At 74.5% G+C, this 14,220-nt stretch carries 11 protein-coding genes, 1 tRNA gene and 1 pseudogene; 11 read left to right on the top strand and 2 right to left on the bottom strand.

Going from position 1 to position 14,220, the window contains the following annotated elements; genetic code table 11:
* Positions 1 to 420: 420 nt before the first annotated feature.
* From ACFC0B_RS34405 to ACFC0B_RS34385, 5 genes and pseudogenes are all read left to right on the top strand, one after another.
* Positions 421 to 493, top strand: a tRNA-Gln gene (locus tag ACFC0B_RS34405).
* A gap of 325 nt (positions 494 to 818) precedes the next feature.
* Positions 819 to 1,415, top strand: a complete 597-nt coding sequence (locus ACFC0B_RS34400; RefSeq protein WP_376095096.1) for a class I SAM-dependent methyltransferase — start codon at positions 819 to 821, stop codon at positions 1,413 to 1,415.
* Between the two features lie 104 nt (positions 1,416 to 1,519).
* Positions 1,520 to 2,836, top strand: coding sequence for a helix-turn-helix domain-containing protein (locus ACFC0B_RS34395; protein ID WP_376095093.1), 1,317 nt, complete (start codon positions 1,520 to 1,522; stop codon positions 2,834 to 2,836).
* Between the two features lie 670 nt (positions 2,837 to 3,506).
* On the top strand, positions 3,507 to 3,914 hold the full coding sequence (locus ACFC0B_RS34390) for a lasso peptide biosynthesis B2 protein (protein ID WP_376095090.1): 408 nt from the start codon (positions 3,507 to 3,509) through the stop codon (positions 3,912 to 3,914).
* Between the two features lie 126 nt (positions 3,915 to 4,040).
* Positions 4,041 to 4,256, top strand: a pseudogene (locus ACFC0B_RS34385) (putative ATP-grasp-modified RiPP); the annotation flags it as partial.
* 617 nt (positions 4,257 to 4,873) lie between these two features.
* On the opposite strand, the gene ACFC0B_RS34380 reads toward ACFC0B_RS34385, so the two are convergent.
* Positions 4,874 to 5,344 carry a hypothetical protein gene (locus tag ACFC0B_RS34380; RefSeq protein ID WP_376095087.1) on the bottom strand — a complete coding sequence of 157 codons (471 nt, stop codon included), beginning with the start codon at positions 5,342 to 5,344 and terminating at the stop codon, positions 4,874 to 4,876.
* Positions 5,345 to 6,082: 738 nt separating this feature from the next.
* Between ACFC0B_RS34380 and ACFC0B_RS34375 the strand changes: the two genes are divergently transcribed.
* Positions 6,083 to 6,550, top strand: coding sequence for a DUF397 domain-containing protein (locus ACFC0B_RS34375; protein WP_376095084.1), 468 nt, complete (start codon positions 6,083 to 6,085; stop codon positions 6,548 to 6,550).
* Between the two features lie 66 nt (positions 6,551 to 6,616).
* Here ACFC0B_RS34375 and ACFC0B_RS34370 read toward each other — a convergent pair whose 3' ends face one another.
* The gene (locus ACFC0B_RS34370; protein ID WP_376095081.1) at positions 6,617 to 8,002 is read right to left on the bottom strand and encodes a transcriptional regulator; all 1,386 of its coding nucleotides are present in this window, start codon (positions 8,000 to 8,002) and stop codon (positions 6,617 to 6,619) included.
* Positions 8,003 to 8,484: 482 nt separating this feature from the next.
* Between ACFC0B_RS34370 and ACFC0B_RS34365 the strand changes: the two genes are divergently transcribed.
* The 5 genes from ACFC0B_RS34365 (at position 8,485) to ACFC0B_RS34345 (ending at position 14,067) form a co-directional block, all read left to right on the top strand.
* Positions 8,485 to 10,182 carry an asparagine synthase-related protein gene (locus ACFC0B_RS34365; RefSeq protein WP_376095078.1) on the top strand — a complete coding sequence of 566 codons (1,698 nt, stop codon included), beginning with the start codon at positions 8,485 to 8,487 and terminating at the stop codon, positions 10,180 to 10,182.
* Positions 10,176 to 10,484, top strand: coding sequence for a PqqD family protein (locus ACFC0B_RS34360; protein WP_376095075.1), 309 nt, complete (start codon positions 10,176 to 10,178; stop codon positions 10,482 to 10,484). The genes ACFC0B_RS34365 and ACFC0B_RS34360 overlap by 7 nt, the downstream gene beginning before the upstream one ends.
* A complete protein-coding gene (locus tag ACFC0B_RS34355; RefSeq protein WP_376095072.1) occupies positions 10,481 to 10,915 on the top strand; it encodes a lasso peptide biosynthesis B2 protein in 435 nt (144 codons plus the stop codon). Before ACFC0B_RS34360 ends, ACFC0B_RS34355 begins: the two co-directional genes overlap by 4 nt.
* Before the next feature lie 96 nt (positions 10,916 to 11,011).
* A complete protein-coding gene (locus ACFC0B_RS34350; protein ID WP_376095069.1) occupies positions 11,012 to 12,880 on the top strand; it encodes an ABC transporter ATP-binding protein in 1,869 nt (622 codons plus the stop codon).
* Between the two features lie 428 nt (positions 12,881 to 13,308).
* The gene (locus ACFC0B_RS34345; protein ID WP_376095066.1) at positions 13,309 to 14,067 is read left to right on the top strand and encodes a hypothetical protein; all 759 of its coding nucleotides are present in this window, start codon (positions 13,309 to 13,311) and stop codon (positions 14,065 to 14,067) included.
* Positions 14,068 to 14,220: the final 153 nt, after the last annotated feature.

Here is a 14,220-nt window from a genome sequence, read left to right as displayed (position 1 = left end):
CGCAATGCAGGGACAGTCTTGACCGTGCAGCCTCATCACCCTCGACCGACCATCGGGGCAGGAACGCGCACCGGGCCGGGCCGGCCGCTCGTCGCCCTTCCGGAGCCCGCCTCGGAGCGGGACGGTCCTGAACGACCGACGTCCCGGGGCCGCCGCGAGCCGTGGGATCCTCCGGACGACGCGACGATATCCGGTTGCCCATTCACACGACCGTGCCGCAGATTAGGGACATCAGCCCGGCAGCACCGCCACGGAGAGGAACGCACGTCATGAGCAACAGCCAGTCGTATCAGCGTTCTTCGAGCTCCCAGCAGAGCCAGGGGTATCCCTCCCAGCGGTAGACCTGCACCCATCACGTGCCAGGTCGCCCGAGGGGGAACACCCCCTTCCGGGCGGCCTTCGCGTTTGCCGCCCCCGTAGTGCCGGATGGTGCAACTGGCAGCATGCCTGACTCTGGATCAGGAGACTCGGGGTTCGAATCCTCGTCCGGCAGCGCAGTACCCGGAAAGTTGGCCGACTGGTAAGGCAGCGGCCCGTACTCCAAGTGCGGGCCGGGCCGCCCCGGGTCCAACTGCCACTGAACCGCTACGCCCGCAAGGCCCGGCCGGTGCGCACCAGCGCGCCGGCCGGGCCCCACCCGTTCGGCTGAATCCCCTCCGTCCGTCCGCGTCCCGCCCGGGCCCGGGGGTAGGTTGTCGCCCACTTCGGCACAGCCACCCCCGCCGCCCCTGGAAGGCCCTCATGTCCAGCGCCGCCCCGCCCCTGTGCCCTGCCGAGTACTGGGACAAGTACCGGCCGCACCGGGGGAGGAGCTCCAGGTGCGCCCGGCGGCCGAGCGCTTCGACTGGACCGGCATTCCCGGCAACGGGCCCGGCGCCGAGGTCCTGGGCCGGCCGGCGACGGCGCTGGACCTCGGCCCTGCCGAGGGGGAGAACGCCGCCGTCCTCGCCAGGGCCGGAGCGGAGGTCGTCGCGGTCGACTTCTCCCCGGTCCAGGTGGCCCGCGCCCGCGGCTTCTGGGCGGACCTGCCGCGCCTGCAGTTTGTGGAGGCGGAGGCCTGCGCGTTCCTCGACCGGGAGACACGCACCTTCGACGCCGTTTACTCGACGTGGGGCGCGGTGTGGTTCACCGACCCCGAGGAGCTGTTGCCCCGGGTACGCCGGCGCCTGGCCCCCGGCGGCGTCTTCGCCTTCTCCCAGCGCGAGCCGGCAGTCGGCACCTACGGGGCGCAGCCGATGGGCGGGCGGTGGCTGGAGGGCCGCGGGGACGAGCTCACGGTGCTGCGGTGGCAGCACACGGCGGAGCAGTGGGCGGACCTGTTGAAACGGCACGGCTTCGAGGACGTGGAGGCCGGGGTGGTGGCGAATCCGGAGGCGGGCGCGCTCGGCACGCTGCTGGTCCTCGGTCGGGGCTGAGCCGGCCGAAGGACACGGCGCGGAACGCTCCCGTGCACGCGCCCTGTCACACGCCCCCCTACGCACCGCTACCGTGGTGGATCCGCCGGGCTCGGGGAGGGGTCGTGTCGCGGACCACGGAGAAGGTCGACGTCCCGGCGGTACTGCGTGCCGCCCGGGCGGTGAAGAAGGCGACGCTGGCCGAGGTGGGCGCCCACGCCGGGTACTCGCCCTCCGCGATGTCGCGCATCCTCAACGGCCGGATGACGGTCGGCGACGTTGCGCTGCTGCGCATCGCCCAGTTCCTGGACATCCCGCCCCAGCGGCTGGGACTGGACATCGACACCGCCTCAACTTCGCCTGCGCGGCGAGCCGTTGCCGCTAGGGTGACGGCAGGTCGAGAGTCGGAGGACGAAGTGCGACGCAGGAGCTTCTTCGCGCTGGGCGCCGCGGGCATCGGCGCCGCCGCCGTGGGCAGCGGGCCGGCCCACGCCGCACCGCCGCCTGGCTCCCAGGGCGGTGACCCGCTGGAACGGGCCCTGTTCGACCCCGCCCCGCCCGTACGCCTGTCCGACCTCGCGGCCGCCCTCACCCGGGCCCGCGCCGACTTCCGCGCCGCCCGCTACGACCGGCTGCGCACCACCCTGCCCGCGCTGTTGTCCGGCGCCGAGGCCGAACGCGACGCGACGAGCGGACTTCGCCGGGAGCGGGCGAACGCGGCGCTGGCCCGCGCGCACGTCATCGCCACCGAGGTCGCCGTCAAGGACAGCGCGGACTACGCCTGGGTGACCGCGGACCGCGCACTGACCGCCGCCCGCGCCTCCGGCTCCCCCGTCGCGGTCGGGGAAGCGGCCCGGGTGCTCGCGATCACGATGCGCCGCTCCGGGCGGATCACCTCCGCCGTCCAGTTGCTCACCGCGACGGCGGTCGGCTTCGACGGCGACGACGGGGCCGAGGCCCTGGCGGTGCGCACCTCGCTGCTGCTGACCGCCGCCTACACCTCCGCCACCGGCGGCGACGCGAGCGGGGCCCACTCCCTCATCGAGGAGGCACAGGAGACCGCGGGCCGGGTCCCGCCCGGACTGGTCGGCGCCCTGTTCACCGTCGAAGCCACCGCCGAGCAGTGCACGCTGTACCGCATCGGCCTGGCCACCGCGCTCGGTGACCCCGACACCGGCGTGCGCCACGCGCTCGGCCTCGACCCGACCCGGATGCCGACGGCCGAGCGCCGCGCCCGCTACCTCACCGACACCGCCCGCGTGTGGGACGCCCTCGGCGAGGACCGGCGCACCTACAACGCACTCCTGGCGATGGAACGCACCGCCCCCGAGGAAGTACGCCGACCCTCGGTACGCGCGATCACCGCCCGCCTCGTCCACTCCCCGACCCGCCTGCCCGGCCTGCGCCCCTTCGCCACCCGCACCGGAGCGTTCACCGCCTGACCCGGCGCACAGCCGAGGGTGGTGCTTCTCCAGCGTCGTCTGCTGCTCCTGAAGGAAGTGGTCGTCTGTCAGCAGAGCGTCGTCGCAGTTGGGCACCGGTCACCTCAGCTCCTGCCGTAGCTGCCCGCGGGAGCCCGGGCGCCGGGCGCGTCCCTCCCATCGCGCTCGCCGGGGCAGGCAGGGGCGGAGCTGCAGGCCGGGACGGGTCCGCCGAGCACCGGAGTTCGCCCTGTTCCCGCTTCGGTGCGGCGCAGTTGCTGGTCAGTGCGGCGGCGTAGGCGTCCGGGACGGGCCGGCAGTTCGCCGGTGGCGGGCCGCGTGGACCAGGGGAGTGGGATCGGCACGGGCGCCATGATCGCGCCCCGACTTGCCCCGGCGACTGCGACAGCGCCCCGATGCATCCGACGGTGCGTCCTGCACATGCGCGAGTTGACGTCGGCCAGCACTCTGGTTGCCGATCACACTTCGGAGGTGCTCGTCGCCGCCTGGGCACCGGCGACGGCGGCGGCCTCCAGGGCATCTCGGAGGGCAGCGGACCGAGTGACCTGCGGCCACAGGAATCGGATCGGAGTTCTCCCAGTCGGAACCGCCGGGGCAAGGATGGGCCTGCGGGGGCAGGGCCCCGTGGTCGGCACGCCGGTGACCGTCGTCACCGTATCGGGGTGCGGACTTGGCGGCCGCAGCGGCGGGGTTCGCTCTGGCGCTGCTGGTTCTGCGCTGCCTGCCGATCCGCACAACCATCGCCGTCGCCCGGTCCGCGGCGCGCTTTCCCGGCCGCACCGCCCACGCGGGGCAGGCCCGGAACCTGTTCGAGGCCGTGTCCGCGGTGGGCCGGCGCTGGCCGGGCCGCTCGGCGTGCCTGGAGGAGTCGCTGGGCACCTACCTGGCGGCCGCGCTGCTGGGCCGCCGCCTCCAGTGGGTGCTCGGCGCCCGCTTCGCACCCAACGGCGAGCGCCCGAGACCGGTGCGCCGGGCCGTGAGACGGCGCAGTGCGCCCCGGCGCCGTTGGCGTCGGGGCCGCGCAAGGGGCAGCGCAGTTCTCCGAACTGCTCCCCAACTCCGCCCCCATGCACGATGATGACGGCTGGTCACTGATCATCTCGCTAGCGTCACCTGCCAGGGTGAAGGAGAGCTCAGGATGCCGAACGTCGTCACCGCTCCGTGGGGCACCACCCGGATGCGCCGCTAAGCCGACACCCCGCCCGCGCCGGCGCTCACCCCGGTCATCGATCCGGACACCCAGGCCGCGGTCTTCCACGACGAGCAGGGCCGCACCGTCGAGCTGGGGAAGCACGGAACCAGCACCGACCAGACCGGCCCGACCAGTACCGGCGGGGGTGGCGGGGATGGGCAGAGCGGCGGGCAGGCCACGCCGACCGATGTGGACACCCTCACCTCGAACGACCAGGACCAGAGCTGACCGTGGGGGAGCGGCAGCCGGCCGTGTTGTTGCTGACCTGCGTCTACGATCCGACGGCCGACATCGTGCTGCGGATCCTGGCCGGCCGCGGGGTGCCGGTCGTGCGCGCGGACCCTGGCGCCGAGCTCCACCAGGGTGCCGCGCTGACCGCCCGCTACGGTGCGGACGGACGGCGCGGCACCCTGACTACCGCCACCCGCACCCTGGACCTCGACCGGGTCCGATCGGTCTGGTACCGGCGCCCCTCGCCGTGGGCCGCGCCGCCCGGCATGGCCGGGCAGGACGGCGACTTCGCCCGCGCCCAGGCCCAGTGGGGCGCCGGCGGGATCCTCGCCGCGCTGCCCGGCGCCCACTACGTCGGACCAGGTCGAGGGCGCGATTCAGGCGTGGCAGGCGGCGGGCGCACTGCACCAAGAGGAGTTCGGCATCACGATCGACGGCGACGGGCAGCGGGTGTGGATCGGCAGCGAGGACGGGCCTGGCTGGCTCCTTCCGCTGTGACCCCGCCATCGAGCTTCGCCTCGAAGGCGAGCTCCGCCGTGCCAACGGGGCGGCCCAGGCGAGCGGCAGCGGGATGCGGAGCGGGAGCGCCGCAGCTCCGTGGTGAAGGGTGGTCGTCAGGACGTCTGGCGGCCCGTCGGTTTCCGGGCGGGCAGGAGTGCGGGACGCCACATGGCGATACCCGCCACCAGCGGGGTCGCGAACCCGCCGACTTCGACGAGGGTGAGGACGGCGGTCATCAGAACGCCGTCGATGGACAGGAGTGGCTGGCCGTGCTTGATGGCCATGCCGGCGTTCATGGCCGCGATCGCCGCCAGGCAGACCGCCAGCCCAAACCTGGTCCACGGGATCGGCAGCAGGAAGTGGGCGAGGGACAGAAACGCGGTGGCCGCAGCCAGCAGCAGGGGCAGCCCGTTGACGAACAGCGCACTCTCGCCGCGTCCGGCCAGGGTCTCCCGGGTGGCGGTGAGCAGCATGGCGCCGCTGATTGCGGCGTAGCCGACGAAGACGATGCTCGCGGGCACCGCGAGCGCGGGGTGCAGCCGCCGCCCGCCCACCGCCGGGCCGGTGGTGCCGTCGGCGGTCACGAGGCAGCAGATTCGGGACGGGCTGGCGGATTGGCAGCGGCGGGCCGCGCGGACCGGGTGAGTTCGATTGCCATGGGCGCCATGGTCGCGCCCCGAATTGCCCTGGTGACTGCGGCAGCGCCCTGGTCCATCCGAAGGTGCGACACGTGCAGGTGTGAGGTTGACGTTGGTCGGCGCCCGAGGGGCCGGTCGGACGACTCGGATGCGCTCACCGCTGGCTTGGGCACGGCGGTGACGAGCGGATGCGGGACCCGGTCGGCGAGACGATGTCCAGGCCACCCATGTACGCGGCCGGGTACCAGGGCGGTATGGCCCGGACGGGGGAGGGCGGTGCCACCTCTCGTCTTCGCCACCGGTCAGGGGCGACGAGGACAGTGAGCAGAACGTGCTGGGTCGGCGAGTGTGAGAAGGCGCGGAGACGCGGGTCGATGGCGGCTCGCAGGGAATCTCGGTGGGCAGCTACCGGTGTGACCTGCAGCCGCCGGGATCGCACCGGCATCCGGCCCTCGTCGATCGCCGGATCCGACCCCGGCCGGTGGGTATCGTCGGTGCATCGCAGCGACCCGCCGCGCAGTATCTTGGCCCGCCGGGACGTCGCTGGACCTCTGCCATTCGGAGAGAACCTCGCATGAGCCGGAATTCCCCTATCCCTTCCGGCCTGCGGCGATGGGCAGCACACACCCTCGCGGGCATCGACGAGGCTGCGGACGTGTCCTGGCCCAAGGCACAGTCCCGGGTGTGGCGTGTCAGTGCGGGCGATCGGGCCGCGTTCGTGAAGATCAGCCCGCTCCCGAGAGGCCGCGCCTGCCAGGACACCTCCGCATCGCCCTCGGATCGGACCAGGCCGGCAGCGGCCACCGGGCCGCCCTGCGCACCGAGCTCACCGCACACGCCCTCGTCGCCGAGATCATCGAAATCCCGGACGACGCCACCGGCCGACAACACCCCTACTCGCACGTCGCCCTCGCCGCCGGCCGACTCGTCGCCGACGGCACCGCCGACGGCACCGCCGACCGCGTGCTGCTCATCTGCCACAGCGGCGGCAGGGGAGACTGCCTGGAGGTTGCCGAAGCCAGCCACCTGCGCCACATTCGGGACTCGAAGGATCCGCACGGTCCAGTACTGGCCGTCACAGCTCAGGCCTTCGCCGAACTTCTCCGCGCCACCGCAGCCGGTGAATTCGACAACCCTGGTAGGCCCAGATAGGCCATTCCGCGCGTCGATCCGAAACCCGGTCCCGGCTGGTTCGGGAAGTCCATCGTGGCCGGATGGTCAGGTCATGAGAGCGGCGTGGATCCGCTCTCTGGCACTCACGGCTGCGCCCGCAGCGGGGGCTGAGGCAAGCTCGGCATCGAGTTCGTGGAGGCGGTCGGTGATGCGGGTGGAGTTGACCCGGCCGAACAGGTCCACAGCCCGCGTGGTCGCCGCGTCGGCCCCGTCGAAGTCGCCGGCCCGTGCGTAGGCTCTGGCGAGGGCGACCTGGTCGAAGGCGCGGCTGCGGGTGCGTTCCTCGGGGCGCAGGGCGGTGCCGTCCTGGATGGTGGTGATCGCGCGGCGGGCCTGCGCCGGGTCGTGCTCGCCGGCGATGAGCTGGCAGACGCCGACGGTGACGGTGTACTCGGCCGGGTCGAACCACTGCACCCACGGCGGGACCTCGGTGTCGGCTTCGAGGGCGTGTTCGGCGACCGCGATGGACCGCTCTACTGCGGGGAGGTCGCCGAGGGTGGCGTGGCACCGGGCCTCCAGGGTGGCCAGGACGGCGCGCAGCCGGTCGGGGCGGCGCTTGCGGGTGCCGTACAGGCCGGCTTGGACGAGGTCGAGGGCGTCGGCGGGCCGGTCGAGGTGGTTGGCCTGGCGGGCGAGGCAGTTGAGGAGGTGGCCGGCGATGCCGGCGCCCGCGGGGCCTGCAGTCTTGGCGGCCCGGAGGCCGAGCAGCATGTAGTGCTGGGCCTCGGCGTGCCGGCCGACGTCGTGGGTCATCCAGCCGGCGACGCTGGCGAGGTCGGCGACGGCGACGAACAGCTCGGCGCCGACCTTGTCGCTGGTCCGGCCGTGCTTGACCATCTCGGTGACGTCGTGGAGCTGGCCGACGACGGCGCGGCGGCTGAGGCCGCCGCCGTGCGCGTTGTCGAGTCGGCGGAATGCCTCGGTGGTGTCGCGGATGCGCTGGACGTCGGACAGGCCGAGGCGGCCGGGCCGGGTGGGGGCGGGGAGTTCGACCGTGTCGGGCAGGTGGAGCCAGGGCTGCACGGCGGCGTGCAGGTCGGCGCCGGCCAGGAGGCGGGCGGGGGTGGGGGTGGTGTCGTCGGTCATGGCATCGCTCCGGGTGGTGTCGAGGATCGCCGCGACGACCGCCGCGCCCGACCACGCGGAGGTGGCGCCGGCTGTGGGGCGGCCGGTCATGCCGATGTCGGCGGGCGCGAGGCGCAGCGGCGGGGTGCACAGCCGTCCCAGTGCCTCGGCCAGGTACGCGGGCAGGGGTTCGCGGGGTTCCTGGCCGGCGATCCATCGGGGGATGCGGGAGCGGTCGGGTTGGATGTCGCGTCTGCCGTGCTCGGCGGCCACTCGGGCGATCTCCTTGACCAGTCGGCCGTGGCTCGCCCCGCTGCGGGTGACCCAGTAGGCCAGGGTCGTGTTCGGGTTTCGTCCGGGGTTCACCGGGGGCTCCCCCCTCTGCTCGGTGGCGCCGTGCCGTGCAGGTCAGGCTCATCAGGGTACGCGGCTTCGCCCCAACTTCGAGCTGTTGAACGGGTGTTCGCAGCAAAACGCATCAGCACGCACGTCCCGGCGCGTGGCGTGTCCGCACGCAGGTGCACCGGGTACGCACCTGTTGGCGCAGCAGGGTGGTGCGGTGTCGTGGTGGTCGTCCGGCGAGTGCCGGAGCGACTTGACCCGGAGGAGACCCCGATGGACCTGATCACCGACTTCGAGCCCGAGATCAGCGAGCACGAGGCCGACGTGCTGACCAACGGCCGCCAGCGCAGCAACGACAGCGACAAGGACAACTACTTCGAGTAGAACGCCCCGCCGGGGCCCCTGTGAGGGCTTCGGTCCGGGCGGTGAGGTCGGGGGTCCGGTGCGGCGCGCAGCCGCACCGGACCCCTGGTGGTGTGAAGGGCTGTCGGCGGGATGGAGGCGTGATGGACGGGCGTGGACGGTTCGGGGCCGGTGTCGTGGTGCGCGAGGTGCGCGACGGGCGGGGCCGGCTGACGGTGGCCGGGGACTGCGGTGTCGACGCGGAACAGCTGCGGGCGGGGCTGGGCGCGGCGGCGGCGGGGAACTGGTCGGACCTCACGAGGTGGCCGGGCTCGTACTGGGTGCTCGCCGAGCAGTTCGGCGGCGGGGACCGGTTCGTGTGCGGGGACCTGGCCGGGGTGCGCGGGATCTGGCACGCGCACGACCGGCGAGAGGGGGTGGTGTGGTCGAGTGACCCCGGCGCCCTGGCTGCCCGGGTGGGTGCGTCGGTGGACCTGGAAGTGCTGGCCGCGCACCTGGCCGTCGGTGAGCAGCATTGGCCGGCCCGCAGCCGGTGGGCCGGGGTGTGGCGGGTGCCGCCCGGGTGGGGCCTGCTCCTCGCCGGCGGCACGGCACGGCTGGTCGACGTCCGCGGCATCGAACCCGCCGCCGACCCCGTTGCCGGGGCCTCCCGGCTCGGCGAGGCCCTGACCACCGCGGTCCAGCGACGGGTGAGGGCGGCGGGCGGGCCGGTCGGTGCGGACCTGTCCGGCGGGCTGGACTCGGCGGCGGCCGTGCTGCTCGCCGCGAAGGCGGGCCCGGTGCGGGCGGTCACCTACACCGACGCCTGGACCAGCGCCGAGGACGCCTCGTACGCGGTCCGGGTGGCCCGGCATGCCGGGATCGAGCACACGATCGCGCGCGGCGGGCCGGGCGAGTTGCCGTTCGGCCTCGACGCTGCTCCTCCCACCGTCGAACCGGCCCCGGCGGTGATCAACCTCGGGCTGGACCGCTGCTACCTGGAGCCGGTGGCGGGTCTGCCGCTGCACCTGACCGGGCACGGCGGCGATGTGGTGCTGGACTCCTCGGCCGCGTGCTGGGTCGGGCAGGTCCAGCGCGGCGCCGTGCGCGACGCGCGGCGGGCGGCCGTGGACTTCGCGCGGCTGCGAAACCTTGGGTCGGGCCCGTACTGGCGCTCCCTCAAGCGGGCCGCCGGGACGGCGCCCGAGCGGGCGGCGGCCGAGGTCGCGGCCCGGCTGCGATCCGGTGTCCCGTCGGCGGAGACCGTGGGGTGGGCGTGGTGCCGGCCGGGCCCCGGCGCCGGGTGGCTCACCGAGCACGGGCGGCACGCGGTCGCCCAACTGCTGGACGGTGCGTGGGCCGAACCGCTGCACGGCGCCTTCGCGGACGAGGTGGACCAGTGGTCGGCGCTGCGCGCGGCCGGGGACGACGCCCGCACCTGCGCCCCGCTGTACGAGGCGATCGGCATCCGCCCGGTGTACCCGTTCCTCGACAACGAGGTGGTCCGCGCCGCGTTCGCGATCGAGCCTTCCGCCCGCCGCGGCACCTACACCTACAAGCCGGTGCTCGCCGCCGCGGTGCCGCTGCCGGACTGGCTGATCGGGCGCCGCTCCAAGGGGTCGTTCACGGCGCAGCGCATCCAGGGCCTGGCCCGGCACCGCCGCGCCCTGGAGGAGCTGGTGGCCGACAGCGCCCTGGTCGCCGCAGGGCTGGTGGACGCCGCCCGGGTTCGGGCGGCGCTCGCCGACGCCGCGACCGGCCGCAGCGCCGACCCGATCGCGGACCTCCACCACCTGGCGGCGACCTGCTGGTGGCTGTGCGGCCCGGTGGCCGCCCCCGCGCGGGCGGCGGCGGGATGTTGACCATCGCGCCGCACGTGCGCCACGCCGCCATCGACGGGCGCACCGCGATCCTCGACGTACGGGCCGGGCGCTGGGTGATGCTCGACCCCGCGGCCTCGCTGATCTGGCAGGCCCTCGCGCGGCGGGGCGGTACCGACGGGCTGGCCGAGGAGATCGCCGCGCCGCGCGGCGCCGATCCGGCCGCCCTCGCACCCGCCATCGACCGCACCGTCGCCGCTCTCCTCGCGCGCGGCCTGCTCATCGACACCACCCGTTCACCGGCCAGCCGGCCGTGGTGGCGACGCACCAGAGGTGCTCGATGACCGTGATGACCCCGCCTGCCCGCCCGCGCGTCCCCCTCCGGTCCCGGCCCGCCGCGCTGCTCGCCCTGGCCAGCTCGCTGCTGCTGCACCGCCTCCCGCTCAGGCACCGCGTGGCGGTGCTGCGCCCGCTGGGGCGGGCCCGCTACGCGGAGGCGGCCCGGCTCGGTGAGCGGTACGACGCCGTCCTCGCGGTGGTGCCGCGCTCGTGGCCGGGCCGGATCGCGTGCACGGAGATCGCCGTGGCCACCGTGCTGGCGTGCGCGCTGGCCGGCCGCCGGGCGGATCTGGTCTACGGCGCCCGCTTCCTGCCGGATGCCGCGCACGCCTGGGTGGAGGTGCCCGGGGCGGCGGCCGGTCGGGACGTCGGGGACGCGGGCGACCGCCCGTGGACGCCCGTCGCACGCTTCCCCGAACGAGTGAATCCCGCATAGCAGAGTTGACGCCCTGGCGAGCTGAACTCGACGTTTCCCGCGCGGTGTTGGGGAAACCGGTTGCCCGAGAGGCGGGCGCGGGCGCCTGATGGTCGGGTGACCGCCCTGCCTCTCCCACCGGCCACCGCCGGACAGATCCCGCACATGGTGCTGGAAGCCGACCGCCACGACGACGCGACGCGCACCCTCGGCACCGCCGCCGTCCTGCGCCGCCTCCCGGCCGCGCTGCACCGGGCCCTCGTCCTCAGCTGGCGCACCGACCGCCCGGCCGTCGTCCTGCTGCTCGCCACGCAGGTGGTGACGGCCGCCCTGACCGTCACCGCCCTGGCGAGCACCACCCGCCTGCTGACCGGCCTGTTCACCGCCGCCGACCTCACCACGGCCCTGGCCGCGCACGGCGGGCCGCTGGCGCTGCTCGGCGCCGCCATCGCGGGCCGCTACATCGCCGACGCCGCCGCGCAGGGCGCCGCCCTGCGCCTCGCGCCGCAGGTCGTACGCGAAGCCGACCTGTTGGTGATCGCCGCCGCCACCCGCGCCGAGGCCATCGCCTACGAGGACCCCGCGTTCTCCACCGCCTACGAGGCCGCCGCCGACGGCACCGAACGCACCCGCGACCTCATCGAGGACACCCAGCGGATCACCTCCGCCGCCGCCCGCCTGGCCGCCGCCGCGCTCTTCCTCGCCTACCTCCACCCCGCACTGCTGCCGCTCCTGCCCGCCGCCGCCTTGCCCGCCGGCTGGGGCGCCGTACGGGCCGCCCGCATCCGCCACGCCGCCCACCACCGCACCCTCGCCGACTCCCGGCTGCGCCGCGTCCTGCGCGGCTACACCACCGAACGCGCCACCGCCGACGAGATCCGCACCAACGGGATGACCGGCTTCCTCACCGAGCAGTACCGCACCGTCTCCGCCCGCCTGGAGGCCGAACAGCTCGCCGGGGCCCGCCGCGCCATGATCGCCACCGGCGCCGGCGACGCCCTCACCGCGGCGGTCACCATCGCCACCTGGCTGGTGCTGCTGTGGCTGGCCACCACCGGCCGCACCGACCCGGCCGCCGCCGGCGCCGCCGCCCTCGCCCTGCGCACCGCCTCCGCCGCCACCACCGGACTGCTGTCCGCCGGGGCCGGGCTGTTCCGCACGTGCCTATCCCTGGACGACTGGACCCACTTCCTGCGGACCGCCGAGCAGTGGGCCAACCAGCGTGGCACCACCCCGATTAGGACCGGCCCCACCGCGATCATCGCCACCGACCTCACGTTCACCTACCCCTGCACCGAACGCTCCGCCCTGGACGGCGTCACCCTCACACTGCGCCAAGGCGAAGTGGTCGCCCTGATCGGAGAGAACGGTTCCGGGAAGTCGACCCTGGCCAAGCTCCTCACCGGCCTCTACCTGCCGACCGGCGGCACGGTCGCCTGGGACGGCCAGGACCTCGCCGACACCGACCCGCGGACCGTGTTCGAACAGGTCGCCGTCGTCCCACAGGACTACACCCGCTGGCCGCTCGCGGCGCGAGAGAACATCACCCTCGGCCTTCCCGCACCGGACGCGAAGGTGCTGGCCGCCGCCGAGGCCGCCGGCGCGGACGAGGTCCTGGCCCGCCTTCCCCACGGCCTGGATACCTCGCTCGCCCGCTCCTGGTGGGGCGGACACGACCTCTCCGGAGGCCAGTGGCAGCGCATCGCCGTCGCCCGCGCATTCCTGCGCGACGCCCCCATCCTGGTCCTGGACGAGCCGACCTCCGCGATGGACGCCCGCGCCGAACACCGCGTCCTCACCCGCCTCCGCACCCTGGCCACCGGCCGTACCACCCTGTTCGTCACCCACCGCCTGGCCGGCGCCCGACTCGCTGACCGCATCATCGTCCTCCAGCACGGCCGCGTCGTGCAGGACGGGACCTGGGAAGACCTCTCCACCACGCCAGGCCCGTTCCACGACCTGCTGAAGCTTCAGAAGGATCGCTGACCGCACCGACAGGAGGCAGGCCACACTTCAGCGCCTGTCCTCAGTACCCGGCGAGAGGGCGTACGTCGCCGGTCGTTGCCCGCCCGCACAGCCGCGACGGGTCCCTCCCGGGGATTGGGCCGTGCTCGGACCCCGAGAGGGATCCCCTCCCGGCGGCAGGAACGCGCACTGGAGCACCGAGGCCCCTGAGAGGGCCTCCCTACCTGGCGGCCGCGCTGCTGGGCCGCCGCCTCCAGTGGGTGCTGGGTGCCCGCCTCTCACCTAACGGCGCACACGCCTGGGTCGAGGCCGGCGGGGCCGCCGTCGGGCAGGATGCCGGCGACCGGGTCTGGCCCTACACACCCGCCCTGCGGATCGGTGCGGGCACCGACTGAATTCGTCACCCTTCGCCACCGTGTCCCCCGTTCGGGTGAACCGTTGCGCCAAGGGTGACAGAACTCCAGACACCCGACCGGCCCACCCGTCCCTCCCGCCTGCCGTGGCAGCGCCGCCCCCGCGGCACTGCCGCACCGCAGATCGCCCAGTACACCGTCAGCGCCGAGAAGCACGACGGCGCCCCCACCGACGACTTCACCACCATCGCCCGCCGCCTCCCCGCCCTGTGCGCCATCGCGCCGCGCCTGGCCTGGGCCGCGGACCGGCGGGCCCTGCTCCTCCTCGGCGCCCTTCAGGTCGCCGCCGGCGTCCTGACCGCCGCCGTCCTCTACGGCGCCCGGCACGCGCTCGTCCCGCTGTTCGCCGACGGCCAGGCCACCGAACGCCTGCGCGCGGCCCTGCCCGCACTTCTCGTCATCACCGCCACCGCCGGCGCCCGCTCCGCCGCCTCGGCCCTGACTCTGGCCGTCACCGCCCGCATCGGGCCCCGCATCGACGCCCTCGCGGAACTGCGCTTCCTCGACGCCACCGGCCGCGTCCCCCTCGCCTTCTACGACGACCCCGCATGGTGCGACCACTCCGAAGCCGCCAACCGCGCCAGCAAGGACGCCCACCTGGTCGTCGACGCCCTCGCCGCGGTCACCGGCGCCCTCCTGGGCATCCTCGCCTCCGCCGGCACCGTCAGCACCCTGCACCCCCTGTTCCTGCCGCTGCTCCTGCTCGCCGTGCTGCCCCGCGCCTGGGCGGCCGTCCGGGCGGCGGGTGCCGATCAGGGCCCGACCGTGGTCGCCCTCCACGGTGGTCCGCCGTAGCGGCGCGCCGTGGTTCGCGCCGGGTGCTCGGTGTGCGCGCCGGGAAACGTCGTCGAGAATGTCGGTGGTTCGTGCAAGTGTTCTCCCTGCTCACCCATGATCTGACGGAGTAGACGTGACGATCCGCCGTACCACCCTGATCACCGCTGCCGC

Origin of the sequence: Kitasatospora sp. NPDC056184 (assembly GCF_042268405.1) — a bacterium.
Classification (GTDB): Bacteria; Actinomycetota; Actinomycetes; order Streptomycetales; family Streptomycetaceae; genus Kitasatospora.
Note: the sequence above shows the minus strand (reverse complement) of the source record. Positions and strands in the feature narration are given on the sequence as shown.